Source organism: Arthrobacter sp. D5-1 (genome assembly GCF_017357425.1).
Taxonomy (GTDB): Bacteria; Actinomycetota; Actinomycetes; order Actinomycetales; family Micrococcaceae; genus Arthrobacter.
On sequence record NZ_CP014571.1, the window covers coordinates 3,334,505 to 3,359,633 of the forward strand.

Below are 25,129 nucleotides of genomic sequence, written 5' to 3' on the forward strand. Positions count from 1 at the left end.
TCTCAGGGTGTGTTCTGGCTGGTTTCGTCCGCGGAGAGCTGGGATTCGAACATCCGGAAGTAGCGACCCCTCAATGCCACCAATTCCTTGTGGGTCCCCTGCTCCGCGATCCGGCCGTCTTCCAGCATGTACACGATGTCTGCCTTCTCTATGGTGGCAAGGCGGTGGCTGATGGCGATGATGGTACTGCTCCTGTCAGCGAAGAGCCGCGTGAAGATGCGGTGCTCGGCCAAAGCGTCAATGGCCGAGGTGGGTTCATCCATGACCATGAACGAGGCGTCGCGATAGAAGTTGCGTGCCATGGCCAAACGCTGCCATTGGCCCCCGGACAGGCCGCTGCCCTTGCGTCCGCGAGGGTCCTCCATCCAGTTGCTCACATGGTTTTCCAACCCATTGGGCAGTTTGTTGATGAACTCCATGGCTTCTGCGTCCGAGGCTGCCCGCCGGATACGGTCGTCATCGCGTGGCTGGTCCACGTCGCCGAGGTAGATGTTCTCCGCGGCAGTCGCGAACTCGTACTTCAGGAACTCCTGGCTCAGCACGGCCAGGTGCCGGTGCCAGCTGGTGACATCGATCCCGGCAAGGTCCACGCCGTCCAGCAGCACTTGGCCAGAATCGGGACGATACAAGCCCGCCAGGATACGGATCAGCGTGGACTTTCCTGCCCCGTTCTCGCCAACGATCGCAATGTGCTGGCCAGCCTGGATAGTCATGGAAATACCCTTGATGACTTCGATGTCGCTTCCGGTATAGCTGAACCGGATGTCCCGCAGCTCCACCGTTCCGGGCGAGGAAACGAGGGGCTTTTCGTTGCCACTGGGAACTGGCAGGGCCATGAACAGCTCATAGTCCTTGAGGTTGGCGAGGTCCTCGTCAATGGAGCTTAGCGAAGATACGAGGCTGTTGGCCGTGGACAGCGCCCGGCTGACGATCTGCTGCACGTAGAGGAACTGACCCACGGGTTGTGCCCTGGCGATGATCTGACCAACGACCCAAATCAAGGACACCACCTCGGCGCCGTACTGCAGTGAGTCGGCAGCCAGCTGTTTGGGAATGTACCGCTTCTGGAAATCCAGGCGCCGCCGCTCGTCAGCATCCCGGAGCCGTGACCGGAGGTCCATGAGGTAACCCACGATTCCGTAAAGACGCATCTCGGCAATATGTTGGGGCCTCAGGAGGTTCTGTTCAATCATTCGGCGTTGGCGGCGCGAATCCACTTGGGTGTTCCAATGCGCGATTTGCTCGCGGGACAGTTTGAACTGCAGGTACACACTGGGCACGATCGCCACCAGGACAATGACAGCGATCCACCAACTGACCAGGACCAACGCCCCGATGGCGAGGATCACAGAGACCAACTGGGTGAAGATTGCGGCAATCCTGTCCAGGACCCGGGCGTAGCTATCCGAGAACCGCTTCGCACGGTCGTAAAGGTCCACCGTTTCTTTGTCGTCATAACGCCAGAACTCCAGCGCCAGGAATCGCTGGTACATCATGTCGCCCACAATCGCTCCCACCTTGAAGCTCATGAGCTGTTGGATGTAGCGGTCAACACTGCTGAAGGCACCCCAGAACAACCCCAGCGCGGCGGTGATGATGACGTACAGGATTGCCTGCGGACCGGCGTTCGGATCTCCCGCATACCCGGCCGCCAAGGCGGTGGTGGTCAGGGCAGCAAAGTAGGTGGTGACCAGCGGAAGCGTGGCAGAGATCAGCGAGCCAAGCACCTTCATGATCACCGCGACGGGCGAAGCTTTGAAACTCACCTTCAGGACCTGCCCGACGGCGCGTGCGTACGGCCGCAGCGCCAACTTTCGGGGCGGCGTCTTGCCCGGTTGGGCTGGGTTCAGCCGGATGGATTCCGGATGCCGCGGTTGCGCGGGCTTTTCAGACATGACCCCAGCCTATTCTCACGGGCCGACATTTCTGCCCGGGCGGTTAAACAGCTGTTCCCCGCGGAGGTGCCTACGCGGGGAACAGCTGTTAAGACAGGTGATGGATCAGCGTGAACCGTAGTTGGGTGCTTCCACCGTCATCTGGATGTCATGGGGGTGCGACTCCTTCAGGCCTGCCGGCGTGATCCGGACAAACTTGCCGCGAGCCTTCAGCTCGGGGATGGTGGGAGCGCCCGTGTAGAACATGGTCTGGCGGAGGCCGCCCACCAACTGGTAGGCCACTGAAGCCAACGGCCCGCGGAAGGCCACCCGGCCTTCGATGCCTTCAGGGATGAGCTTGTCATCTCCGGAGACGTCAGCCTGGAAGTAGCGGTCCTTGGAGTAGGACGTGTTCTTGCCACGGGACTGCATGGCGCCCAGGGAACCCATGCCGCGGTAGCTCTTGAACTGCTTGCCGTTGACGAAGATGAGATCGCCCGGGGATTCCTCGCAGCCAGCCAGCAGGGAACCGAGCATCACGGTGTCGGCACCGGCAACCAGTGCCTTGCCGATATCGCCCGAGTACTGCAGGCCGCCGTCGGCAATCAGCGGAACGCCTGCCGGGATGGCGGCCTTGGCGGATTCGTAGATGGCGGTGATCTGCGGAACACCGACGCCGGCAACAACGCGGGTGGTGCAGATGGAGCCCGGGCCCACGCCTACCTTGATGCCGTCGGCGCCGGCGTCGATCAATGCCTGGGCACCCTCGCGGGTGGCAGCCTGACCGCCGATGATGTCCACGTGGGCAGCAATCGGGTCCGATTTGAGGCGGCGGATCATGTCCAACACACCTTGGGAGTGGCCGTTGGCGGTGTCCACGAACAGCGCATCCACACCGGCGTCGATCAACTTCATGGCGCGTTCCCAGCCATCGCCAAAGAAGCCGATGGCGGCACCCACGCGGAGGCGGCCTTCGTCGTCCTTGGTGGCCAACGGGTACTGCTCCGCCTTGGTGAAGTCCTTGGTGGTGATGAGGCCCTTGAGGCGTCCCTGCTCGTCAACGAGGGGAAGCTTCTCGATCTTGTTGGTAGCCAACTTGTGCGAGGCTTCTTCGCGGCTGATGCCCACATGCCCGGTGATGAGCGGCATTTTGGTCATGGTGTCGCTGACGCTGCGCAGCGGGAATTCTGATTCCGGAATGAAGCGGGTGTCGCGGTTGGTCACGATGCCCAGCAGGCGCCCGTCGGTGTCCACTACGGGAAGGCCGGAAACGCGGTAGCGGGAACACAGCTCGTCGAGTTCTTCCAGCGTGGCCTGGGGGCCGATGGTCAGCGGGTTGGTGATCATGCCCGATTCGCTGCGCTTGACGCGGTCCACGTGCTCGGCCTGGTCGTCGATGGACAGGTTGCGGTGGACAACGCCCAAACCGCCCTGACGTGCCATGGCGATGGCCATGCGGGACTCAGTCACAGTGTCCATCGCTGCAGACAGCAGCGGGGTCTGCACGGAGATCCGCTTGGAGATACGGGAAGACGTGTCGGCGTCGGACGGGATGACGTCCGTGTGGCCCGGGAGCAACAGGACGTCGTCGTACGTCAGGCCAATAAAGCCAAAGGGATTGTGTTCGGGCTGGGTCATGAGTGTGCGCCTCTTACCTGGGTTCTGGGGGCTTAACTGGTAGGGGTTGCAACTGATGACCAGCCCGTCATTACGGGACTGGCCTGTGCAGAAGGTATTGGATAAATACTAGAACCTCCGCGCCGATCGCCATATTCCGCGACGCCCCAGTGTGAGCAAGAGCACTGGACTTAGCCGCCGGACCACCCGGTGGCAGCAAGGAGCCGCTCTTCGAACATGGGGATCATGCTCTGCACGTAGGTTTTGGTGAGGTGGTTATCGTCCTTATAGACGTAGACATTGCCCACCACTGCCGGACAAGTGCCCTGTTCGCAGATGAAGTCGCTCATATCCATCAGGTAGAGCCTGTCCACTTTGCCCACATAGTCGTCCAACGGCGACGACGCGGCCAGGGACTCTTCCAGCGGGGCGTTGCAGTCAGGCGAATCAGGACCCTTTTTCTGCACGCACTCCGGCATGTTGATGCTGAAGCGGGGGTTGTCTCGGACGCCCACAACGTCGATGCCTGCATCGGTGAAAGGCTGGATGCCTTCAAGGTAGCCGGGGACTTCGGTCTCAAAGGGCGCTGTGGCATGGGTCAACGACGCTACCGTGAACACAGCATCCGGTTGGTGTTCCATGACGTAGGCGGCGCTTGCCTTGTTGAACTCGTTGCATTCGTCGGACCGTTCAGGGGACTCGGCGCCGAACCGGCAACTGCCTTTCAGGAGCGTCACCACTTCCCACCCGTGCTGCTTGGCGATGGGGCCCAGTGCAGCCATGTACTGCTGGGCGTGTGAATCACCAAGCACCACGATCTCCTTGGTCACTTCCTCGGGTTCATCGTTTTGGAGGCAGCCCTCCAGCAAAGGGTCCGTGGGCACGTTGTCCCCACTGCACAGACCGTCAATGTCTGCCCATTCGTCCTTCATCGCTCCCGGCGCCGGGATGATCATCGCTTCCTGGGTGGGTTCCCCCATGAACTCCGGGGACAATGCGGCTGCCCCCGGGGTCAGCTCCTTGGGCTGGCCGGCGATCGCCGCGCTTTCGGAAGCGATGGCACCCTGCCAGGCAGTAACGGGGATCGCCAGCAGCGCACCGCAGGCGGCAATCACGACGGCGGCACGCCAGGACCGCACGTCGGGCCACTTCCAGCGGCGCATGGGGACCTCCACGTATTTGGTGGTGGCAACGGCCAGCACCATGGAGAAGGCCATGATCCCCAGCCCTTGCAGGAGGTTGGGCGTGGTGGTCCCGGAGACCAACAGGAAGAACACCAGGACCGGCCAGTGCCACAGGTAAAGGGCGTAGGAGTTATCCCCCACCAGGACCAGCGGCCGCGAGCTCAGGATACGGTCCACGCCGAAACGGCTGGTGCTCTGCCCGGCGATGATGACCGCCGCCGCGGCAAGCGTTGGCCAGAGCGCGATGAACCCGGGGAAGGAGCGGTCCACGGTGAGGACCAGACCGCAAGCGAGCATGGCGGTGATACCGGCCCACCCCAGGAAGACGCGGAGCCGGCGTTGGGGCTTCAAGTACGGAAGAGCGAGGGCGAGCAACGAGCCCAATGCGAACTCCCAGAGGCGGGCACGGGTGTCAAAGTACGCCACTGCCTGGTTGTTGGTGGTCTGCTCGATGGAGTACATCAGTGATGCCACGAAGACGGCCCCGAAGGCCCCGACGAGGAGCGTCCGGTGGGCTATGGCCTTCCGGTCCGGGAAGAGCTTGGCCAACTGCGGCTGGATCAAGGCAACAGCGGCAAAGACCAAGGGCCACAGGATGAACACCTGGCCCTGGACGGACAAGGACCAAAAATGCTGGAGGGGGCTCGCTCCCGAGTGGTCCTGGGCGTAGTAATCCACAGCGGTGTCCGCCAGCTGCCAGTTCTGTCGGTAGAGCAGCGATGCCCAGGCCTCAGCCAGGACATCCGGCCAACGGCTCTGCGGGATGAAGGCCCAAGTGGCGGTCAGGACCCCCAACAGGACCACGACGACGGCGGGCAGCAGCCGCTTGAAAACGTGCAGCCAGTGCCGCAGGAGCCTCAGTGGCTTCCCGTTCTCGAGTTTGCGTGTGAAGGACAAGGTCAGCAGGAAAGCCGAAATGAGCAGGAAGACGTCAACACCGCCGGAGACCCGGCCAAGCCAAATATGGTAGGCGGCCACCATCAGCACAGCCAAGGCGCGCAAACCCTGGACCTCCGGGCGGAAGCCGGGCTTCGCCGTCGTGCGTTTCTCCTGAACAGGTGCCGTCACCGCAGTTGGAGCGTCCATCATCGCTGCCACCCGGTCGCGGCAAACCACCTTTCCTCAAACATCTCAGCCATGCTGGTCACGTACGTCCGGGACAGGTGGTTGTCATCCAAATACACGAACACGTTTCCCACCACGCTGGGGCAGGTGATGCCGTCGCAGAGGAGGTCGGTCATGTCCAGGAAGGCTGCGTTGCCGAACGTTCCCTGCACGGCTGCGAAAGGGCTCTCCGCGGCCAGGACCTCGGGCTGGTCGGACCTGCAATCGGCGCTGTCCACGCCTTTGGACAACGCACATTCGGTGACGTTGTAGTCAAAGCGGGGGTTGTCGCGGATGGCCACCACCTCGATTCCGAGGTCATTGAAGTTGGTCACCGTCTGCTCAAAGCCGTACACCAACTGCTCGTCCGGTGACGACGGGGACGCCATGGTTCCCACCATGAAAACAGTGTCAGGCGCCTTCTCCGCTGCGTAGCGGAAAGCGGCGGCGTTGAAATCATTGCAACCGGCATCGGCATCCGGGTTCTCCGGCATGAAATGGCATCCGCCCAGCAAGAGGGCAGTCACCTTCCAGTGTTCAGCCTCGGCAAGGGGCCCAAGCGCGGCCAGCCACTGCTGGGAGTGGGAGTCGCCCAACACCAGGATTTCCCTGTCAGCGTCCTCCCCCACGCCATTCTGCTGGCACTTGTCCCGCAGTTGCTTGTCCTCCGGCTTGGCATCGCCCTCGCACGGACCCGACAGCGTTGCCCAATCTTCCGGAAGTTGCTCGGCGGTGGGCAGCGTCTTGGCGCCATCGCTGACCAGATCCACGTAACCGGGGACCAGAGCGTGGGCACCGGGGTTGTCGTTGAACGCTTGGGCCTGAGCGGCTTTGAGGTCCATGTCCTGCTTGTACTGGAACCCCAAGAGCGGCGTGCACGCCACGGCGAGGCAGGCCGCGATGGCGATGGCCGAACGGCGGCGCTTGACCTCGGGCCACTTCCATTCCCGGAACGGCTTCTCCACATACTTGGTGGTCAGGAATGCCAGCACCAGCGACAGGGCGATGATGACGGTTCCAGACAGCCAGCCAGCATGATCCTTGCCGCTCCATGCCAGGGCGATCACCAGGATGGGCCAGTGCCACAAGTAAAGGGCATAGGAGTTGTCGCCCAGCCGGACCAGGAACTTAGAACTCAGGATCCTGTCCACGCCCAAACGGCTCCCGGTTTGGCCGGCGGCAATCACGGCAACAGCAGCCAGAGTGGGCCACAGGGCAACAAAGCCGGGGAATGCCGTCTGTACCTGCAGCAGAATGCCGCAGCTGAGCATGGCGGCCACGCCGATCCATCCCATGATGACCCGGACTGGCTTGGAGAAATTCAAACCCGGAAGAATCAGCGCCAGCAATGTGCCCAGGGCGAATTCCCACAGGCGCGCAAACGTATCGAAGTAGGCCACAGCCTGGTTGGTGGCCGTGAAAATGATGGAGTAGGTGAGGGAGAGGACAAAAATAATCGCAAAGACATACGCGAGAGTTGCCCGGTACCTCAAACTGAACCGGCGGCAAAGAACTGCGACGGTGGCGAAAATGACCGGCCACAGGATGAACACCTGGCCCTGGATGGAGAGGGACCAGAAGTGCTGGAGCGGACTGGCGAGACTGTGGTCGGTTGCATAGTAATTCACAGCCAGGCCCTGCAGGAGCCAGTTTTCGAAGTAGAACAGCGAGGCCCACGCCTGGTGGACCACCTCCACCCACCGGGTGGGCGGAAGGAAGGCAAACGTCGCCGCGAGCGTGGCCAGAAGAACCACCACCACGGCGGGAAGCAGCCGCCGGAACAGGTGCAGCCAGTGACGCACAAGGTCCATGGGCCGGCCCTGTTTATAACGGCCGGTGAACTGCAGCGTCATAAGGAAGGCGGAGATCAGGAGGAACACATCCACGCCGCCGGAAACCCGTCCGATCCAGATGTGGTAGCTGACCACCATCAGGACGGCCAGTGACCTGAGGCCTTGGATCTCGGGGCGGAATTTCGACTTTGCAACGGGTCCGGAAGACCGCCTGCCGGCGCGGGCAGGGGCTGGGATCGTTGGCATAGTCACGTTAGGCAGTTCCTCAAAAGCTGTGGCACAAAGCATCAATCATACGCGGTTCAGCGGCCCCACCCCAGTCGGGACCATCTCGTGGACCGTCTTCCGAAGGTCAATTAGCCCAGGTCCAGCTATGCATTTTCCCAGTCCTGCCTGTGCGTGGCCTATGCCCGAATCACAGCCAAGCGCACGTGATGCAACTACGCTGGAGCCGGGTCGGAGGAAGGAAATCCATGATCGTGCAGCTGCGCCTTTGCGTGCCAACGGAGTTGTCCGAGGCCGTCGTGAAATGTTGCACCGATAACACCGGAGCCGCCGAGGTGGCCGTCCACAAAGATGCTTCTGTGGTGCCACCTGGCGACGTGATCACCGTTCAGCTGGCCCGGGAATCCGCGGAAGAACTGATCGAGCGGCTTCATGGGCTCAAGGTTCCGGACCTGGGCTCCATCTCCATATCGTCGCCGGACCTCGTCCTGTCCAAACGCGCTGACGACGCTGAGGCAGCCGCCCCCGGAGAATCGGCCGACGCCGTCATTTGGGACGAGGTTTCCAGGCAAACCGGCGAGGACTCGAAACTGACGTGGAGCTTCCTGGCATTCTTGGTCATAGCGGCCCAGTTGGCGGCGATCGGCATTGTGACCGATTCAACGATCGCGATTGTGGGCGCAATGGTGGTGGGACCCGAGTTCGGACCGCTCGCCGCGTTGGCCGTGGGGCTGGTGGAACGTAAGTGGCGATTGGTACGTGCATCGATGCTCGCACTGGGTGTCGGTTTTCCCCTCGCGATGCTGGTCACGGCCGTTGCAGCCTGGCTCTCAGTGCCCCTCGGATTGTTTCCCGAGGACGCACTGGATCGGGGATCAGCCGTGGAGTTCATCTACCATCCGGGTCCCTACTCGCTGATCGTGGCCGCACTCGCTGGAGCGGCGGGAATGCTGTCCATGATCAGCCACCGGTCCTCAGCTCTGGTGGGTGTGTTTATTTCCGTCACGACTGTTCCGGCTGCAGGATACGTCGCCGTTGCGTCGGTTCTGGGTGAATACAGCAAGGCGGCCGGATCAGCGATGCAGCTGGCACTCAACCTGGTGGGCATCGTGTCAGCTGCAGCTGCGGTCTTGGTATTCTACCGGCTTGTCGGCATGCGGGTCTCCTTGGCCCGGCGACCGTCGGGCTCCGGACGCCGCTCCGTTGCCAACCGGCGGGCCAGGTAGCGGGCGTCCCGACAGACTCCGGGAAGTGTTGCCGAGGCTGCCGCGAAGAGGAATTCCTGACCGATGAAGAACACGCCGGGAACGTCCTCGGCCACTCCCCTGCTTTGCCTCGGCTCTCCCTGTTCGTCAAAGACCGGCAGTTTCACCCACGAGTACTCCTCCTGATACCCCGTGCACCAAATAACGTTCGTGGCCTCCACCTTTGTCCCGTCTTCCAGGACCGGCAAGCCTTCCGAAACCCCCGCCAGCCTTGGAACCAGCTGCACACCCGCTGCGGCCAGGTCCTTGGTCTTGGTCCGGATCAGCGGCGCCGCCATGGATTTGAAGCCCGGGGCGGCCTTGCGTCCGATCGGCGTGTTGAGCGTTAGGACCCGGACGCCCAGGAATTTCACTATTGGCAGGGCGAAACGTGCTGCGGTACGGCCGTGCTTCATGGGCATTTCGCCGCTTGGCTTCCCTGCAAGAACGGTGGAATGCGACCCTGAAACGTCAAGGGCGATCTCCGCCCCCGAGTTTCCGAGACCTACCACCAGCACTGTTCCGTCCCTCAACTGCCCTGGGTTCTTGTAGGCCTGGGAATGCAGCTGGACTATGTCCGGATCAAGCTCTCCTGCGAAAGCGGGCCGTTTCGGAAGATGGTGTCCGCCGGTCGCAATCACCACGTTGCGCGTGCGCCAGAGCCGGTCCCCTGCCGCGACAACAAACCCCCCATCCTCGGAGCTGATTTCCTCCACATGGACATGGGACACGAAGGGGAGGTCAAAACGACGCACATACTCCTCCAGATAGTCAGCCAGTTGATCTTTGGTGGGAAAGGCAAGACGGTCTCCTGGGAAAGGCCAACCCGGAAGCCCGTCATATTTGGCGGGTGTGAACAGCTTGAGCGAGTCCCAGCGTTGACGCCAGGCATCCCCTGGCCTTCCGTGCTGATCCAGAATGAGGAAGTCACGGCCTTCCTTGGCCAACCAGTATGCGAGCGCGAGCCCGGCCTGGCCACCTCCCACGATGACGGTGTCTACCTCTTGAAGTTGGTTCGATGTCATGATGCGCTCCTTTCGTGTTGCAGTGGATCCTTTGTTGTTTGGTCCAATTTGTTGTTTGGTCCAACCGGTCAATGCACCTCATGCGGCCCGGCCTCGGGCGTCTTCCGGTACCGCAGGCACCACGCGAGCATCAGTGCGGATGCCACCACATAGAAGGCGTGCAGAAGCCATACAGGGCCGGCCGGAAGATCAAAGACATAGAACGAGTGCACGGCATTGGCGATGTTGGTCAGGGCAATGTTCCCCAGGCTGTAGGACGCCACATCCTTTGTTCGGACCGCCTTGAGAAGCATGGGCAGCATGCTGGCGGCGAAGAGCACGGTTGAAACGGTGCCGGCAAGCAGTGGAATGTTCATAGGGCCAAGCTATGAGCCCAGCCCCTCCCGTCGCGTCGGCAGAATGACGCATTAGATTCCACACGGTATGGGTATTTCTGCGCAGCAGGTGACAGAGGGTCCTGTGGAACGGTGCGGGAGGTGACGGGGGTTCAGTGGATCAGGCCATGCTCGAAGGCGTAGCCCGTGGCGGCGGTCCTGGACGGCACAGCAAGTTTGGACAGGATGTTGCTGACATGCCTGGCCACGGTCTTTTCGCTGAGATACAGCTCCCTGGCGATGGTACGGTTCGCGTGGCCACTGGCAACGAGCTGCAAGACTTCCAGCTCACGGCTGGTCAGCGGAAAACTGTTCTGACGTTTCTCGCCCGTGAGCTCCAAAACATGGGCCACTGCAGGCGCCGCTCCGAGATCGGCAAACTCATCTTTGGCAGCTTCAAACTCCATGGCAGCCGAGTCCGGATCTCCCAGCTGCGAGCAAGCACGCCCCGCCAGGACCCTGCAACTGGCCGCGCCGTACGGAGCCTCCAGGCTGTACCAAAGACGCCACGCCTTTCTCGCCACTGACAGGGAAGCGTGCGGTTTGCCCTCCGCAAGCAGCACAGTGGCTTCCGCCTGGCCAGCGAGCGCCTGCTCGAGGGGCATGCCGCCGCCTTCCGGGGACCCGAACTCGTCTGCGGCGGCCCGAGCCGCCTTGACGTCTCCGGCAGCAAGTTCGACGTCGACGACGGCCGGGAGGAGTCGACGGCGGTTGGCTGGGTCAGAAAGGGAAAGGGCACGGCGAAGCATGGACTGGGCTTGTGGTTCTTTGCCCTGCCCGGCCAGGACGAGTGCCAGCCCTGGCAGGGCCTCGAATCCGGTCTCAGCGGCCTTGGCATAAGCTGCCATGGCTTCATCGTCACGGCCGGTCAGGCGAAACAGCTCGCCCTGGAGGTACCACGCGCCCCAGACTGCTTCCGGGTCGCCATGGCGGGAACGGTCCTGGGCGATTCGGAGTGCGGCCGTGGCATCCTCCCAGGCACCGTGCAGGATGAACAGTTCGGCCCTGTGCGACTGGCACTGCCCGCTGAACATGACCATGTCCGGTTGCTGTCCGCACCACCGGGCAAGTGCAGCTGTCCACTCGTGGGCACGCTTGACGTCCAAGGTCAGGCGACAGCTTCCGATGACTGCGCAGTAGATAATGCCGGACGGAATGGGCGACACTTCGCCGGCGGTCACGGAAACCATGACGTCGTCCAGGAACTCCAGGCCCTCAGCGGGAAAACCCAACGCGATCCGTGCTGTACCTACGCCCAGCTGGCCCAAGGCCGTCAGGTCCCGGTCGTGGAAGCGCTGCCCCACAGCCAAGGCACGGCCAAAAAGCTCGTTGCCGGCTTCCGGGTTTCCCCCATACAGCGCGCCCAGCGCCGATGGGATCAAAAGGTAGCCCTCCGCTTCGGTGGGGTCATCCATCCCATCCACCAACTGCTTGGCCCTGGATAACCAGCCGGAACCACGTGCGGGTTCCCCGAGGTTCATAAGGTACAGGACCAGCCACGCAGCACAGCGGGCCGCTCCGGCAATGTCCCCCATGGTCACGTACTCGTCATGTGCCCGCGTCAGATAGGCCACACCTTCCGATTCCTTGCCCAGGAGCATGGCAACCGAGGCAACAAGCTCAATGTCCTGGGGAGGCAGGCCGCCTTCGGTATCCGCCCGGGCGAGGCAGTCCAAGGCATCGCTCCAGCGATGCTCGAAGAACGCCGAGCGTCCGAGATCCAAGGTTGTGGCCGGCATAGTCGTTACTCATCCCGCGACCGGGAACAGCCCGGTTGGCGCACCCAAGCCGCCGTATAAGCGTCAGGTTACTGCCGTCGTCGAACGCTCACAATAGCTGGAGAAGGCGTGCCTGCCGGCAGCCTCCAAGACGCACGAAGCCCCGGCCACGCGAACGTGACCGGGGCTCCAGTGAAACAGGCTGCTAGTGGCTGTGGCCTGCGTGTGCGTCTTCTTCCTCAGCCGGCTTCTCGGCAACCAGGGTCTCGGTGGTGAGAACCAGGGCAGCGATGGAAGCGGCGTTGCGGAGAGCCGAACGGGTGACCTTGACGGGGTCGATCACGCCAGCGGCGATCAGGTCCTCGTACTCGCCGGACTTGGCGTTGAAGCCGTGGTTGGCTTCCAGCTCGGACACCTTGGCAACAACAACGAAACCGTCGAAGCCGGCGTTCTGGGCGATCCAACGCAGCGGCTGGACCAAGGCGCGGCGGACGATGCCCACAGCAGCTGCTGCGTCACCTTCCAGTGCCTTGACGGCCGGGGACTCGTCCAGTGCCTTGAGGGCGTGGATGAGGGCGGAACCGCCACCGGAAACGATGCCTTCTTCGAGAGCTGCGCGCGTAGAGGACACAGCGTCCTCGATGCGGTGCTTCTTTTCCTTCAGCTCAACCTCGGTGGCAGCGCCAACCTTGATCACGCCGATGCCGCCGGCCAGCTTGGCCAGGCGTTCCTGCAGCTTTTCCTTGTCCCAGTCGGAGTCCGTCCGGGTGAGCTCAGCGCGCAGCTGGGCAACGCGGTCAGCCACGTCCTCAGCCGTGCCGGCGCCGTCAACGATGGTGGTGTTGTCCTTGGTCACCGTGATGCGGCGTGCGGTACCGAGTACCTCAAGGCCAACGGTGTCCAGGCTCAGGCCAAGGTCCGGGGAAACAACCTGGGCGCCCGTGAGCGTGGCGATGTCCTGGAGCATGGCCTTGCGGCGGTCGCCGAAGCCCGGAGCCTTGACGGCAACAACGTTGAGGGTGCCGCGGATGCGGTTGACGATCAGCGTCGAGAGGGCTTCGCCTTCGATGTCTTCGGCGATGATGAAGAGCGGCTTGTTGGCCTGCAGTGCCTTCTCCAACAGCGGCAGGAAGTCCTGCAGCGATGAGATCTTGCCCTGGTTGATCAGGATGAGGGCGTCCTCGAGGACGGCTTCCTGGCGCTCTGCGTCGGTGACGAAGTACGGGGACAGGTAGCCCTTGTCGAACTGCATGCCTTCGGTGAGGACCAGCTCGGTCTGGGTGGTGGAGGACTCTTCAATGGTGATGACACCGTCCTTGCCCACCTTGCCGAACGCTTCGGCGAGGAGCTCGCCGACTTCGTCGCTCTGCGCGGAGATGGCTGCGACGCTAGCGACCTGGGTGCCTTCAACTTCGCGGGCGTTCTCAAGGAGGCGGGCTGCGACGGCTTCAACGGAAACCTCGATGCCGCGCTTGATCTCGCCCGGAGCGGCGCCGGCGGCAACGTTGCGCAGACCCTCCTTGACCAAAGCCTGTGCCAGCACGGTGGCCGTGGTGGTGCCGTCGCCTGCGACGTCATTGGTCTTGGTGGCTACTTCCTTGGCCAGCTGGGCGCCAAGGTTTTCGTAGGGGTCGTCAAGCTCAACTTCACGCGCGATGGTGACGCCATCGTTGGTGATCGTGGGAGCGCCCCACTTCTTGTCCAGCACGACGTTGCGGCCGCGCGGGCCAAGCGTCACCTTGACAGTGTTGGCGAGCTTGTCGATACCGGCCTCAAGAGACCGGCGGGCAGCATCGTTAAAAGCAAGCTGCTTTGCCATGGTTGTGTCCTTTCAAGACAGAAAACCCGCACCGCTGACGGTCGGAAATGATTTCCAACGCGACGGCGGTGCGGGGCTCCGGGAAGTTACTTTACGACGATCGCAAGGACGTCGCGGGCGGACAGAACGAGGTACTCGTTGCCGCCGGTCTTGACTTCGGTTCCACCGTACTTGGAGTAGATGACGACGTCGCCAACAGCTACGTCAACCGGTACGCGGTTGCCGTTGTCATCGAAACGGCCGGGGCCGATTGCAACAACTTCGCCTTCCTGCGGCTTTTCCTGTGCGGAGTCCGGAATAACCAGGCCGGAAGCCGTGGTCTGCTCTGCTTCGAGCGGGCGAACAACAATACGATCCTCAAGAGGCTTAATCGAGACCGACACTCGGACTCTCCTTTTCATGAGCTGATTCATGGACTAAGAACTAGGGTGCCGGAGCGTACATCCGCCGTCGCGGTGCCGGAAGACGCTTGGCATTTATTAGCACCCTCCGGGGGAGAGTGCTAACTAGACTCTATGTAAATCGTTAGCACTCGGTCAAGGTGAGTGCCAGCATTTCGTCATGGGTGAACGCAGGTCACCGTCCCGTGAGGTCATCCAGGTCATAGTCCTGGCCGTCGTCATCCTCGTCCAGCGGGGCATTGCCGCGGTTCAGGTACAGGAGCACAGCGGCCGCAACAGCAACGACGCCGGAAATCACCAAGGTGATCATCCCACCGGTGCGGGCGCCGCTGTAGAGCTCGCGGATGTCCCGTGCTTCGTCGGTAGCATCATTGACGCTCTTGCCGGCGACGGAATAGGTGGCCGCGTTGAAGGAATCCAACGCGAAGATGATGATCAGCAAGCCGATGCAGACCACAGCGATCACGGCCCCCGCTATGAGGGCGGGTCGCGCGAACTTCATCATGGTGGAGGGTTGCGGGGCTGCGGTGTCTTCCATGAAAACAACCCTATCCGGCTGATTCGCCCGTCACGTTGTCAAGTGCCGCGCCGTTAGGCTTGATTCCATGCCTCACGCACCGCAGGAACAGATCGCCCCCTTGCTGACCACTGAAGGATGGGAACTCCTGGCCTCCTTGGGGCCCTACCGCGAGGCCGATGCTTTCAGCACCAACGCGGATCTCCGCAAAGCCGGCCACTCCGCCGAATTGGTGGCCGCAGTCCTGACGCAATCACGGTTGCGTACCCGAGCCGAGGCAAAGTTCGGCGAGTTCGCGCGGCAAATGCTGTTCACCCAGGCAGGCTTGGAGCAGGCCACACGGTTGAACGTCGCAGCCCGGCATGCCGAACGCTTCGCCAAGGCCGGCATTTCCCATGTGGCCGACCTCGGATGTGGCCTCGGCGCCGATTCCATGGCGATGGCGTCCATGGACATCTCAGTGACAGCCGTTGAAATGGATGAAACCACCGCTGCCTGCGCCACCATCAACCTCATCCCGTTCCCGCACGCCACCGTGGTGCACTCGGATGCCACGTCCGTGGAGCTGGACGGGATCGACGGCGTGTGGCTGGATCCTGCACGACGCACCACGTCCACGTCGGGGACCAAGCGGATTTGGGACCCTGAGGCTTTCTCTCCCCCCTTGTCCTTCGTGGAGAAGCTGGCAGCCACCGGACGTGCCATTGGCGTCAAAATGGGGCCCGGCATCCCCCATGATTCCGTACCCTCAGGCTGTGAGGCCCAATGGGTCTCGGTGGGCGGGGACGTCACCGAAGTGACCCTGTGGTTCAACGGCGTAGCCCGCCCCGGCGTGCGGCGGGCGGCCCTGGTCATCGGCAGCCAGGGCGCCGCTGAAATCACCAGCGGCGAAGACTTCGACGCAGGTCCCGCAGCCGCCGTCGGGCCTGTTGAAGGTTTCTTATACGAACCGGACGGCGCAGTCATCCGCGCAGGCCTGGTAGCCGACATCGCCGAAAGGCTGGGCGGGCACCTGGTGGATGAGCACATCGCCTACATCTGCGCGCCCGAACTGCACGACACTCCGTTTGCCCGGGCCTATAAGGTGCTTGAGGTGATGCCCTACAACGTCAAGGCCTTGAAGACGTGGGTAAAGGCCAACGGCATCACCGTGCTGGACATCAAGAAGCGCGGCACGGCCGTGACTCCCGAGGAGCTGCGCAAGCAATTGCTTCCCGCCAAACCATCAAAGGGCAAGGACGCAAAAACAGCCACCCTGGTCCTCACCAGGATCGGTGAGGAAAGAGTGGCTGTTGTGGTGGAGCCGGTGACCGGCTAGCACCTCATCGACGGGAGAACTCCGAGGCTTCGCGGACCTGCCCGGCACTGGGGCGCACACCCGTGTACAGCACAAATTGTTCTTCGGCCTGGATGGCGATGACCTCGGCACCGGTGATGACCTTCTTGCCGGAGTTCCTGGCGGCGGTGATGAGCGGCGTCTCAGAAGGCAGCGCTACGACGTCGAAGACCACCTGGGCAGCGGCGACCGTGGCGTCGTCGAAGGACTGCGCGGTCTCATCCGCACCCGCCATCCCCAGCGGGGTGACGTTGATGATCAGGTCCGCTGCTGAGCCGTTGACGTCGTCCTGCCACCTGAATCCGTAGAGATCCGCGAGTGCTCGTCCAGTGGTTTCATTGCGCGCCACGATAGTGACGGCGGTGAACCCTGCGTCCCGGAGCGCTGCGGCAACTGCTTTTGCCATGCCTCCGGCACCCCTGAGAAGGACAGTGTGGCTGCTGGGAACCTGGTGGTCCTTCAGGAGCCGGGCAATGGCGATGTAGTCCGTGTTGTAAGCAGTGAGGACGCCGTCGTTGTTCACGATGGTGTTCACCGAATCGATGGCTTTGGCTGAAGGGTCCATCACGTCAACCAGCGGGATCACGGCTTCCTTGTACGGCATGGACACCGCGGCACCCCGGATGGGGAGGCCGCGGATCCCCGCTACCGCGAGGGTGATGTCAGTGGGCGCGAATGCCTTGTAAACAAAGTTCAGGCCGAGCAGATCGTAGAGATAGTTGTGGAACCTGGTCCCGATATTGCTGGGCCGGGCCGCAAGCGAAATGCACAGGGACATGTCTTTGTTCAGGATTGGCATTCCCCCATTAAACGCCCTGTTGGTAGAGCCGTGTATTCATTGCACTATTTACCCTGCCGCGGGTTAGCCCTGGCGCGCCTTCATCCTGGGGTTGTTCTTGTTGATGACGAAGGTACGCCCCCGCCGGCGCACGATCTGGGCGCCGGGGATCTTCTTGAGGGCACGCAGTGAATTCCTGACCTTCATGGTGTTTCTCCTTTGATATGGGTGTGGGTCTTCGGTTTAGAGGGCGTCGCTGAGTTCCAGGGGGTCGTCCCAGACGCCGGAGTCCAGTGTCATTTCGGCCTCCGTCAGTTGGCAGCCATCCAGGAGCTCGCGGATTTCCGTGGGGTCGATGTCCTCTGAGCGTCCGGTGATGGCAAGGACGGTGCCGCGGTCGCCGTGGTGTGGGTGCCAGTCCAGGAACGCATCGACGTCGGCGCCGGCCTTAGCGTTTGCCTCGCCAGGGCCGGACCCTGCAGAGTCGGCCAGCCAGCTCCCGGTACTTTCGAGCCAGACCCTGGGGCCAATGCCCTGGACGGCGATCCGCCGCGTGGGCGCGGAGGCGATCCATAGGCGGCCGCGCAGCCAGTGCGTACCGATGGCCAGCTGTGGCAGGGCATCCCGGAAGCGTCCGGGGTGAAGGGGACGGCCCGCTTTGTGCAGCACGGTCCGGAAGGGACCAGGTGTTTCCCTCAGGGGCACACGCACGACGCCGGGCCGGTTACGTGCCGCTGCTTCAGCATCGTCGAAGCAACCCGGCCGGAATTCCCCGGCCGAGCCGACGGCATTGGCATGGGGCGCCAACTGGCCCAGCAGTTCCAAGCCGATCAGCCACGCCTCCGATCCTTCCCGCGGATCCCCGGTCAATACCGCTCCCAGACCCGGGGAAACCATCACGGTGTCCACCTGGCCGAACTCACCAATCAGGAATTCGCCACTGGTGCGCTCATCCTGGGGCATGGAGGTGAACCCGGATTCGAACAGGGTGTGTCGGTCCCAGATGTGGTCATCCAAATCCGCCGGGTCCATGGCCAGCACCGCATTGTCCATGACAGCCGGCTGGCTGAGTCCACGGCGAAGTTCTGCGACGGCCATGCCTGCGGCAACTCCCGGCGGGAGGCCCAGGACCACGTGGTCGAAGCCGCAGGCGGCGAGGCGTTCCGCCGTCGGGACTACGTCAAGCCGGACGGTGCAGCTGAGGCAACCATGCTCCAGGACCGTGGTTTCGCGTTCGAACAGCTGACCGCCCCGATAGACGCGTCGAAGGACCAACGAACCGTCCAGGAGATCGTGGAGGACAACCACGGAGTTCTCATGGGTTCGGCCGAGCCTTGCGGCGGCTGCCTCCCGGCATTGGCTGTCCAGGGAACTGACGACTGTGAGGTGCATGGCTCGAGTCTAATGCGAACAGTTCTCATTAGCAAATGACGGCATGCTGCGACGTCGGTTCCTGTCGATATCACCGGTGTTCCTGCTGCATTAGACTTGATCCGACCGCTGGCGGCCCCGCAGCGGGGAACCATGCCCGGCTGACACAACACAAGGCCGGAAAGTACAAATTGAGGGGACTACTTGCAGATTGATTTTGCGCCATCCAGGCAATCGACACTGGGTGTGGAATGGGAGTTGGCGCTCGTCAATGCACGTACCGGGGAACTGGTATCGGTGGCGAACGATGTCCTGAAAGGCGTCGCCGCCAACCACCCGGACCTCAATGAGGACGACGAACACCCCCACATCAAGCGCGAGCTGCTCCTCAACACCGTTGAACTTGTCACCGGCATTTGCGAGACCGTCAAGGACGCCAAAGAGGACCTTGGCCGTTCCCTCGCCGCGGTGCGCGAAGTCACCGATCCCATGGGCGTTGAAGTGTTCTGCGCAGGCAGCCACCCCTTCAGCCCTCCCCTGCTCCAGCCCGTCACGGACAAAGAGCGCTACGCCAAACTTATTGAGCGGACCCAATGGTGGGGACGCCAAATGGTCATCTACGGCGTCCACGTCCACGTAGGCATTGACCGCCGGGACAAAGTCCTCCCCATCCTCGACGGCCTGGTCAACTACTTCCCGCACTTCCAGGCATTGTCCGCCTCCAGCCCTTACTGGGCAGGGGAAGAAACCGGGTACGCCTCCCAGCGTGCCCTCATGTTCCAGCAACTCCCTACCGCCGGGTTGCCCTTCCAGTTCGAAACCTGGGAGGCGTACGAGTCCTACGTCCAGGACATGTTCACCACCGGAGTCATCGACTCAACGTCAGAGATCCGCTGGGACATCCGCCCCGTCTCAAACCTGGGCACCATCGAAATGCGCATCTGTGATGGCTTGGCCACACTTGAAGAAGTAGGCGCCATTGCGGCGCTGACCCAGTGCCTCGTGGACGAGTTCTCCTCCATCCTGGACGCCGGCGGCAGCATCCCCACCATGCCGCCATGGCATGTGCAGGAGAACAAGTGGCGTGCCGCGCGGTATGGCATGGAAGCCATCATCATCCTCGACGCCGAGGGCAACGAACAACTGGTCACCGAACACCTTGCAGAAACCGTTGCGCGGCTTGAACCTGTGGCAGAAAAGCTGGGTTGCTCCGAGGAACTGGCAGACGTCCTGAAGATCATCGAACGTGGAGCCAGCTACCAGCGCCAACGGCGTGTTGCTGCCGAGCACAACGGGGACCTGCAGGCAGTGGTCATGGACCTCGTTCAGCAAATGCGCAAGGGACCGGACGCCTCGTAGTTGGAGACTGTGCCTGCTTGGGCGCGAACCTAGGCAGGCACAGAAACCGTAGTTACCGGCATGGAGGAATCCGGCGCAAACGCTATTCCGCTCGGTCCAACTCCGGCCATGATCAGCTGGGCACCGAGGGCCGCCACCATGGCACCGTTGTCCGTGCAAAGGTCCAGCGGCGGAACGTGAAGCGTGATCCCGGCCGACGCACAGCGTTGCCCGGTCAGTTCCCGAAGCCGTGAGTTGGCTGCAACTCCCCCACCCAGCAACACATCGGTGATGCCGTGCTCTTTGCAGGCGAGGACCGCCTTGGAGCTGATCACGTCCACCACGGCTTCCTGGAACGCTGCGGCGATATCCGCCACGGGCACTTCCTCGCCACGGGCCTCGAACTGTTCAACGCACCGGGCCACCGCCGTTTTCAGGCCGCTGAAAGACCAGTCATAGCGGTGCGGGCCCTTCTCCTCCGCCGTACCCATGTATTTGGGCTGTGAGAGGCCGCGCGGGAAACGGATGGATTTGGGATTGCCTTGGCGTGCCAGTTTGTCGATGGCAGGTCCACCCGGGTAGCCGAGGCCAAGGATGCGGGCCACCTTGTCATAGGCTTCACCCGCGGCGTCGTCGATGGTTGAGCCCAGCAACTCAACGTCATCGGTGATGCTCCGGATCCGCAGGATTTCCGTGTGCCCACCCGATACCAGCAGGGCTCCGAGATTTTCAGGCAACGTTCCGGCACCCAGTCCGGCGGCAGCACCGGCGTCGTGCTTGCCATCCGGTGATGTCCGCGCATCCAGCAGCCCCACGCCAACGTGCGCCACCAAGTGGTTAATGGCATACAGCGGCTTACCCGTGGCAACGGCCAAGGCCTTCGCCGCACAGACGCCCACCATGAGCGCGCCGGCGAGGCCGGGTCCCGACGTGACGGCAATGGCATCAATGTCGTCCAACGTGACACCAGCCTCATGCAGGGACTCCTGCAAGGTGGGGACAAACGCGTCCAGGTGCGCACGCGAAGCGATCTCCGGGATCACGCCACCAAAACGTACATGCTCTTCCATGGACGAGGACACCGTGTTGGTGAGCAGGGTGGTGCCCCGCACGATCCCTACGCCGGTCTCGTCGCACGAGGACTCAATGCCGAGCACCAATGGTTGCTGGGGCTGTTCCGGATGAGCGCCGCTCACGCTGTGTCTCCTTCATGGGGTTTGTTCAGTTCCAGACGCATGATCAGTGCATCCGTGCCGTCCCGGTAGTAGCGGGGTCGGACGTGGATCTGCTCGAAGCCGAACCGCACATAGAGTTGCTGGGCCCGGGGGTTGTCCGCCCGGACCTCCAGCAGGACGTCCGCCGCCCGGCGCCGCCGGGCTTCGTCGATGAGTTCGGTCAAGACGGCGGAGCCGATGCCCTTACCTTCAAACTCAGGCACGACGGCGATCGTCTGGACGTCCGCGATCGGCTCGATGCACATCAACCCTGCATAAGCCACGATCTCTCCGGCGACCTCAGCCACCACATAACGGCGGGTCTCGGGCTGCGCCAATTCATCGAAGAACATCTGCAACGGCCAGGCGTCCACGGGGAACAACCGGCGCTCCAGGGTCTCTACGGCCGGGATATCAGCTTCCGTCATGTCGCGCAGGGAAACCCCTGCGAGCTCCAGCTTGGGTGACAATTTCACAGTTCGCCTCCCCTCACAGCGCACGCTTCCGGGGCCCGGGAACCTGCGCGTCGGATTCCCGCAGGTACAGCGGAGTGGAGTCCAGCAGCGCCTGCCCGGCAGTGAGCCTGGCCAAGGCAAACTGGCCCAGCGATGCTGCGTCAGGTTGGGTCTGGGCAAAGTCCTCGTTGGCCTTCAGGACCTCGGCGTACAAACCTGCGCCGGCGCCGAACACCGGCAAATCCGGAAGCCCGGATGCGAAACCCACATGCGGCCCGTCAACAAGCTCCGGCAGTTGGCCGTCTGCCAAGGTATAGCGCGCCCAGTAAACCTCCTTGCGCCTGGCGTCGGTGGCCACCAGGAATTCAGGAGCAGCGGACGTGGACTCGGCCACCTCAAGGGCGATCGCGTCCAGGCTCATCAGGCCATACAGGGGCTTGTTCCAGACGAAGGCCAAGGTTCGGGCGGTCGCAATGCCGGACCGCAGGCCCGTGAACGGGCCCGGTCCCACTCCGGTGACAATTGCATCGATATCGGCACCCGTGACGCCCGCTCCGGCCAGGAGCTTTTCGATCCCGGGAGCCAGGACTTCGGCATGGCTGCGGGTGTCCTCAGTCGCGAAGGAATCCACCACGCTTTCCATGGCGTCGTCGGAAATCAGTGCGGCACTGGCCACCGCGGAGGTGTCTATGGCCAGGATCAGCATCAGTTGCCTTTCTCTGGTGCCGGGGTTTCAAGAAGCCGTGGAGCTTCGGCCCAGCGCGGACCGTATCCACGGAAAACCAGGGTGCGGGGTTCGTCGTCGTCATCGGTATCGAAGTCCATGACGTCACCGGCTGCTGCGGTGGCGGTTGCCGGGCTTTCCCCACCAACTGACCTGTGCAGGTCAACCTCCAGGCGGCTGTCCGAGAGGTGCTCCACCCGGTCCCTGCCCCATTCCACCACGGTCACCGCGGTGTCCATGGTGTTCTCCAGATCGATGTCGTCGATCTCCGCGGCCGATTCCAGCCGGTAGGCATCCACATGGACCAGGTCCGGGCCGCCGGGCCTGGGGCCATCGGCCAGATTGGGGTGGATCCGGACCAACACGAACGTGGGGGAAATGATGCCGGCCCGGACGCCAAGGCCTTCGCCCAGCCCCTGGGTGAACGTCGTCTTTCCCGCACCCAGTTCGCCGGTCAGGACCAGGAGATCTCCGGCCTCAAGCACCCCGCCCACGGCTGCTGCGAGCGCATGCGTCTGCTCCGCCGTCGTGACCGTCAGCGTGCGCTCCCATTGGGGTTCACTCACAGTGCTGCCGCCTCTGTCGCATGACCGGCAGCCTTGTGGGCCTCTGCCTGCGCACTTACCTCGTTGAGGTAAGTGCGTGGCACGCGCGGGCTGATGCGGGTAACAATTTCATAGTTGTTGGTCCCCGCGGCCGCGGCCCAATCGTCAGCCGTGGGACCACCGTTGGCACCGTCTCCGAGCATGACGGCTTCCGCGCCCTTGAAAGAAGCTGCCTCTTCGGGCGTCAGCGCTCCGAGGTCGATGACCATCTGGTCCATCGCGATCCTGCCCACTACGGGGTAGTTGGTGCCGTTGACGCGGACCGGCCCGCCGGTGGCAATGCGCGGGACACCGTCGGCGTAGCCCAACGGCACCAGGCCCAGCGTGCTTTCCCCGCTGGTCCGGTAGTTGAGGCCGTAGGAGACGCCCTGGCCCTCGGGTACCTTCTTGCAGTTGGACAGCAGTGTCCGGACCGTCATGGCAGGATGCAGGCCAAGCTCGGCGGAGGTTGCCCCTTCGAAGGGCGAGAGTCCGTAGATGCCAAGGCCCACACGCACAAGATCGAAGTGCGAGTCCGGGCGGGACAGCGTGGCGGGGGTGTTGGCGATGTGCCGGACTTCCATGTCCACTCCGGCGTCCTCGGCCATGGCGATTGCCTCACGGAAGACGGCCAGTTGCTCATCGGTTTCCGGCCTGTGCGGCTCGTCAGCCACAGCGAGGTGCGAGAAGATACCCACCACACGCAGCAGGCCTTGATCCTGGTACTCCATGGCCTGGCCAACCAGTTGGTCCCAATCGGCGATGGGGCAGCCGTTACGTCCCAGGCCGGTGTCCACCTTGAGGTGGACGCGTGCGGGCCGTTCCTGTTCGCGGGCTGCAGCGACCACGGCGTCCAACTCCCAGCCGGAAATTCCGACGTCGATGCCGGCGGCTACTGCCGCTTGGAAGTTGCTTTCACGGGTGTGCAGCCAGGCGAGCAGGGGGGCATCCACTCCGGCGGCGCGCAAGGCCAGCGCCTCGGAGATATGCGCGACACCGAGCCAGGCGGCACCGGCGTCGAGTGCTGCGCGTGCCACTTGGACGGCTCCGTGACCGTAAGCATCCGCCTTCACTACGGCCATGACCGTAGCAGGGGACGCAATGGCGACGAACTGACGTACGTTGTGCCGCACGGCTTCGAGGTCAATCACAGCGGAGCGTTCCAGCACCGCCGACTTTGTTATGGAGGCTTTCGACCCGATACCGATATCTGCAGCTGCTTCGTAAGTCACCCTAGAGATTCTAGTGGTGCCGGTGAATTCGGGTTAACTGCCGGCCAGCCGATTCCCTGCTGCGCGTCGGGATTGCGCGTCATTACTGCGCGTCCGACAAATGCGCGATCGTCGCCCGTGCGCGGCGCTGGGCTTCCGCCGGGATGTCCTTGACGATAGGTTCCAGGAACGCGAAACGCCGAAGCCACTGGCTGGATTGGCGTTCCTTCCGCGCATTGGCCCGCTGCCACCAGTCGGCGATGTCTCCCCACCCGGGGGCGGCCAGGGAACCGCCTACTTCCTGGACGGCCAGGGAGGCACAGAGGTTCGCGAACCGGAGCCGGTCCCCCAACCTCCACCCCGCCAGGCACCCCACAATGAAGGCCGCCCCAAAACAATCTCCCGCACCGGTGGGATCGTAGGCGGACACCGGCAGGGAAGGCACCCATTCTTCTTCGCCGGTCTCGGAGTCCACCGCCACGGCACCCTGTGGGCCGAGCGTCACCACGGCAACGGGGACCCGGTCTGCCAGGGCGTACAGCGCCGCCCAAGGGTCCGCCTTACCGGTGAAGGCCATGGCTTCGGGCGCGTTGGGCAGGAAGGCATGGAAGTTCTCCAAAAGATCCAGGCGCCTTTCGGACCACTCCCCCGTGGGATCCCAGCCCACGACGCCAAAAAGCCTGGTGCCCGCTTCCTTCGCCGCCAGCATCCACGGTTCCAGTTCCTCACCCAGGTCAGCGACGGCTGCGAGCGCCTTGGGCGGTTGTCCTATCAGCTCGGAGGAACTCACGGGGGCGGGGTGCCCGTGGGTGACCATGGACCGGTCCTGGTTGACGCAGAGCGACACGGTAACGGGTGAGTGCCAGCCCGGTATCTTTCTGGACAGCGAGAGGTCCACGTGTTCCTGGCTTTCAAGGATCTGCCAGTTGTAGTCGCCGTAGCCGTCGTCCCCGAAGGTCGCGGCGAGGTTGGTGCGCAGGCCCAGGCGCGCAGCGGCGATGGCCTGGTTGGCTACGCCACCCGGGCAGCTTCCCATTCCTTCGCTCCAGATCTCCGTGCCGGGCTCAGGCGAGTGCGGAAGACCCGTGAAGATGATGTCCTGGAAGACGGTTCCGGTCAGGAGGAGGTCGCACTGCTGGTCCGTGGGGGACCGTAGGGAGGCAAGGGGATCAAACCGTCGCTGGGGCATAGCGTCCATGCACCGCAGACTACGCTGCACCGTA

The 25,129-nt window shown here is 63.1% G+C and carries 22 protein-coding genes; 3 read left to right on the forward strand and 19 right to left on the reverse strand.

What is annotated here, in order from left to right; translation table 11 throughout:
* Window positions 1–2 precede the first annotated feature (2 nt).
* From AYX22_RS15340 to AYX22_RS15355, 4 genes are all read right to left on the reverse strand, one after another.
* Window positions 3–1,895, reverse strand: a complete 1,893-nt coding sequence (locus AYX22_RS15340) for an ABC transporter ATP-binding protein (RefSeq protein WP_207594188.1) — start codon at window positions 1,893–1,895, stop codon at window positions 3–5.
* Between the two features lie 105 nt (window positions 1,896–2,000).
* Window positions 2,001–3,512 carry an IMP dehydrogenase gene (gene guaB, locus AYX22_RS15345; RefSeq protein ID WP_207594189.1) on the reverse strand — a complete coding sequence of 504 codons (1,512 nt, stop codon included), beginning with the start codon at window positions 3,510–3,512 and terminating at the stop codon, window positions 2,001–2,003.
* Between the two features lie 170 nt (window positions 3,513–3,682).
* Window positions 3,683–5,764, reverse strand: a complete 2,082-nt coding sequence (locus tag AYX22_RS15350) for an acyltransferase family protein (protein ID WP_207594190.1) — start codon at window positions 5,762–5,764, stop codon at window positions 3,683–3,685.
* Window positions 5,761–7,818 carry an acyltransferase family protein gene (locus AYX22_RS15355; protein ID WP_242703642.1) on the reverse strand — a complete coding sequence of 686 codons (2,058 nt, stop codon included), beginning with the start codon at window positions 7,816–7,818 and terminating at the stop codon, window positions 5,761–5,763. Before AYX22_RS15355 ends, AYX22_RS15350 begins: the two co-directional genes overlap by 4 nt.
* Before the next feature lie 227 nt (window positions 7,819–8,045).
* Here AYX22_RS15355 and AYX22_RS15360 point away from each other — a divergent pair, with 227 nt between their 5' ends.
* Window positions 8,046–9,023 carry a DUF389 domain-containing protein gene (locus tag AYX22_RS15360; protein ID WP_207594192.1) on the forward strand — a complete coding sequence of 326 codons (978 nt, stop codon included), beginning with the start codon at window positions 8,046–8,048 and terminating at the stop codon, window positions 9,021–9,023.
* Here the strand turns inward: AYX22_RS15360 and AYX22_RS15365 are convergent.
* The 6 genes from AYX22_RS15365 to AYX22_RS15390 all read right to left on the reverse strand — a co-directional run bounded on the left by AYX22_RS15365 (window position 8,936) and on the right by AYX22_RS15390 (window position 14,916).
* Complete coding sequence (locus AYX22_RS15365; RefSeq protein WP_207594193.1) at window positions 8,936–10,066, reverse strand: FAD-dependent oxidoreductase; 1,131 nt, start codon at window positions 10,064–10,066, stop codon at window positions 8,936–8,938. The two genes, AYX22_RS15360 and AYX22_RS15365, sit on opposite strands and share 88 nt — an antisense overlap.
* A gap of 68 nt (window positions 10,067–10,134) precedes the next feature.
* Entirely contained in the window at window positions 10,135–10,422 is a 288-nt protein-coding gene (locus tag AYX22_RS15370) for a hypothetical protein (RefSeq protein ID WP_207594194.1), read from the reverse strand.
* 131 nt (window positions 10,423–10,553) lie between these two features.
* The gene (locus AYX22_RS15375; RefSeq protein ID WP_207594195.1) at window positions 10,554–12,179 is read right to left on the reverse strand and encodes a LuxR C-terminal-related transcriptional regulator; all 1,626 of its coding nucleotides are present in this window, start codon (window positions 12,177–12,179) and stop codon (window positions 10,554–10,556) included.
* Window positions 12,180–12,363: 184 nt separating this feature from the next.
* Window positions 12,364–13,977: a chaperonin GroEL gene (gene groL / locus AYX22_RS15380; protein WP_089595752.1), complete on the reverse strand. Its 1,614-nt coding sequence runs from the start codon at window positions 13,975–13,977 to the stop codon at window positions 12,364–12,366.
* Between the two features lie 86 nt (window positions 13,978–14,063).
* Window positions 14,064–14,360, reverse strand: coding sequence for a co-chaperone GroES (groES, locus tag AYX22_RS15385; protein WP_011775524.1), 297 nt, complete (start codon window positions 14,358–14,360; stop codon window positions 14,064–14,066).
* Window positions 14,361–14,553: 193 nt separating this feature from the next.
* Window positions 14,554–14,916, reverse strand: a complete 363-nt coding sequence (locus AYX22_RS15390; RefSeq protein ID WP_207594196.1) for a hypothetical protein — start codon at window positions 14,914–14,916, stop codon at window positions 14,554–14,556.
* A 67-nt stretch (window positions 14,917–14,983) separates the two neighbouring features.
* Here AYX22_RS15390 and AYX22_RS15395 point away from each other — a divergent pair, with 67 nt between their 5' ends.
* The gene (locus AYX22_RS15395) at window positions 14,984–16,213 is read left to right on the forward strand and encodes a class I SAM-dependent methyltransferase (RefSeq protein ID WP_207594197.1); all 1,230 of its coding nucleotides are present in this window, start codon (window positions 14,984–14,986) and stop codon (window positions 16,211–16,213) included.
* Window positions 16,214–16,217: 4 nt separating this feature from the next.
* On the opposite strand, the gene AYX22_RS15400 is transcribed toward AYX22_RS15395, so the two are convergent.
* The 3 genes from AYX22_RS15400 to AYX22_RS15410 form a co-directional block, all read right to left on the reverse strand.
* Window positions 16,218–17,030: a shikimate 5-dehydrogenase gene (locus AYX22_RS15400; protein WP_207594198.1), complete on the reverse strand. Its 813-nt coding sequence runs from the start codon at window positions 17,028–17,030 to the stop codon at window positions 16,218–16,220.
* 63 nt (window positions 17,031–17,093) lie between these two features.
* A complete protein-coding gene (gene ykgO / locus AYX22_RS15405) occupies window positions 17,094–17,216 on the reverse strand; it encodes a type B 50S ribosomal protein L36 (protein WP_011775528.1) in 123 nt (40 codons plus the stop codon).
* A 36-nt stretch (window positions 17,217–17,252) separates the two neighbouring features.
* Window positions 17,253–18,401 carry a GTP-binding protein gene (locus tag AYX22_RS15410; RefSeq protein ID WP_207594199.1) on the reverse strand — a complete coding sequence of 383 codons (1,149 nt, stop codon included), beginning with the start codon at window positions 18,399–18,401 and terminating at the stop codon, window positions 17,253–17,255.
* A 183-nt stretch (window positions 18,402–18,584) separates the two neighbouring features.
* Between AYX22_RS15410 and AYX22_RS15415 the strand changes: the two genes are divergently transcribed.
* Window positions 18,585–19,739 carry a glutamate--cysteine ligase gene (locus AYX22_RS15415; RefSeq protein WP_207594200.1) on the forward strand — a complete coding sequence of 385 codons (1,155 nt, stop codon included), beginning with the start codon at window positions 18,585–18,587 and terminating at the stop codon, window positions 19,737–19,739.
* A 29-nt stretch (window positions 19,740–19,768) separates the two neighbouring features.
* On the opposite strand, the gene tsaD is transcribed toward AYX22_RS15415, so the two are convergent.
* The 6 genes from tsaD to AYX22_RS15445 all read right to left on the reverse strand — a co-directional run bounded on the left by tsaD (window position 19,769) and on the right by AYX22_RS15445 (window position 25,104).
* Window positions 19,769–20,914, reverse strand: coding sequence for a tRNA (adenosine(37)-N6)-threonylcarbamoyltransferase complex transferase subunit TsaD (gene tsaD / locus AYX22_RS15420; protein WP_207594201.1), 1,146 nt, complete (start codon window positions 20,912–20,914; stop codon window positions 19,769–19,771).
* Entirely contained in the window at window positions 20,911–21,408 is a 498-nt protein-coding gene (gene rimI, locus AYX22_RS15425; RefSeq protein WP_089595758.1) for a ribosomal protein S18-alanine N-acetyltransferase, read from the reverse strand. The genes tsaD and rimI overlap by 4 nt, the downstream gene beginning before the upstream one ends.
* A gap of 13 nt (window positions 21,409–21,421) precedes the next feature.
* A complete protein-coding gene (tsaB, locus tag AYX22_RS15430) occupies window positions 21,422–22,093 on the reverse strand; it encodes a tRNA (adenosine(37)-N6)-threonylcarbamoyltransferase complex dimerization subunit type 1 TsaB (protein WP_207594202.1) in 672 nt (223 codons plus the stop codon).
* Window positions 22,093–22,677: a tRNA (adenosine(37)-N6)-threonylcarbamoyltransferase complex ATPase subunit type 1 TsaE gene (gene tsaE, locus AYX22_RS15435; protein ID WP_207594203.1), complete on the reverse strand. Its 585-nt coding sequence runs from the start codon at window positions 22,675–22,677 to the stop codon at window positions 22,093–22,095. The genes tsaB and tsaE overlap by 1 nt, the downstream gene beginning before the upstream one ends.
* Complete coding sequence (alr, locus tag AYX22_RS15440) at window positions 22,674–23,927, reverse strand: alanine racemase (protein ID WP_207594204.1); 1,254 nt, start codon at window positions 23,925–23,927, stop codon at window positions 22,674–22,676. Before alr ends, tsaE begins: the two co-directional genes overlap by 4 nt.
* Window positions 23,928–24,009: 82 nt before the next feature.
* Entirely contained in the window at window positions 24,010–25,104 is a 1,095-nt protein-coding gene (locus AYX22_RS15445) for a carbohydrate kinase family protein (RefSeq protein WP_242703353.1), read from the reverse strand.
* Window positions 25,105–25,129: the final 25 nt, after the last annotated feature.

What these genes read in the sequence shown, in the direction of transcription:
- ykgO (WP_011775528.1), bottom strand. Translation starts at nt 17,216, where the DNA reads ATGAAGGTCAGGAATTCACTGCGTGCCCTCAAGAAGATCCCCGGCGCC.
- AYX22_RS15375 (WP_207594195.1), bottom strand. Translation starts at nt 12,179, where the DNA reads ATGCCGGCCACAACCTTGGATCTCGGACGCTCGGCGTTCTTCGAGCAT.
- AYX22_RS15445 (WP_242703353.1), bottom strand. Translation starts at nt 25,104, where the DNA reads ATGGACGCTATGCCCCAGCGACGGTTTGATCCCCTTGCCTCCCTACGG.
- AYX22_RS15395 (WP_207594197.1), top strand. Translation starts at nt 14,984, where the DNA reads ATGCCTCACGCACCGCAGGAACAGATCGCCCCCTTGCTGACCACTGAA.
- AYX22_RS15370 (WP_207594194.1), bottom strand. Translation starts at nt 10,422, where the DNA reads ATGAACATTCCACTGCTTGCCGGCACCGTTTCAACCGTGCTCTTCGCC.
- AYX22_RS15400 (WP_207594198.1), bottom strand. Translation starts at nt 17,030, where the DNA reads ATGCCAATCCTGAACAAAGACATGTCCCTGTGCATTTCGCTTGCGGCC.
- AYX22_RS15365 (WP_207594193.1), bottom strand. Translation starts at nt 10,066, where the DNA reads ATGACATCGAACCAACTTCAAGAGGTAGACACCGTCATCGTGGGAGGT.
- AYX22_RS15340 (WP_207594188.1), bottom strand. Translation starts at nt 1,895, where the DNA reads ATGTCTGAAAAGCCCGCGCAACCGCGGCATCCGGAATCCATCCGGCTG.
- AYX22_RS15355 (WP_242703642.1), bottom strand. Translation starts at nt 7,818, where the DNA reads ATGCCAACGATCCCAGCCCCTGCCCGCGCCGGCAGGCGGTCTTCCGGA.
- AYX22_RS15410 (WP_207594199.1), bottom strand. Translation starts at nt 18,401, where the DNA reads ATGCACCTCACAGTCGTCAGTTCCCTGGACAGCCAATGCCGGGAGGCA.
- tsaB (WP_207594202.1), bottom strand. Translation starts at nt 22,093, where the DNA reads ATGCTGATCCTGGCCATAGACACCTCCGCGGTGGCCAGTGCCGCACTG.
- AYX22_RS15360 (WP_207594192.1), top strand. Translation starts at nt 8,046, where the DNA reads ATGATCGTGCAGCTGCGCCTTTGCGTGCCAACGGAGTTGTCCGAGGCC.
- AYX22_RS15350 (WP_207594190.1), bottom strand. Translation starts at nt 5,764, where the DNA reads ATGATGGACGCTCCAACTGCGGTGACGGCACCTGTTCAGGAGAAACGC.
- guaB (WP_207594189.1), bottom strand. Translation starts at nt 3,512, where the DNA reads ATGACCCAGCCCGAACACAATCCCTTTGGCTTTATTGGCCTGACGTAC.
- groL (WP_089595752.1), bottom strand. Translation starts at nt 13,977, where the DNA reads ATGGCAAAGCAGCTTGCTTTTAACGATGCTGCCCGCCGGTCTCTTGAG.
- AYX22_RS15390 (WP_207594196.1), bottom strand. Translation starts at nt 14,916, where the DNA reads ATGGAAGACACCGCAGCCCCGCAACCCTCCACCATGATGAAGTTCGCG.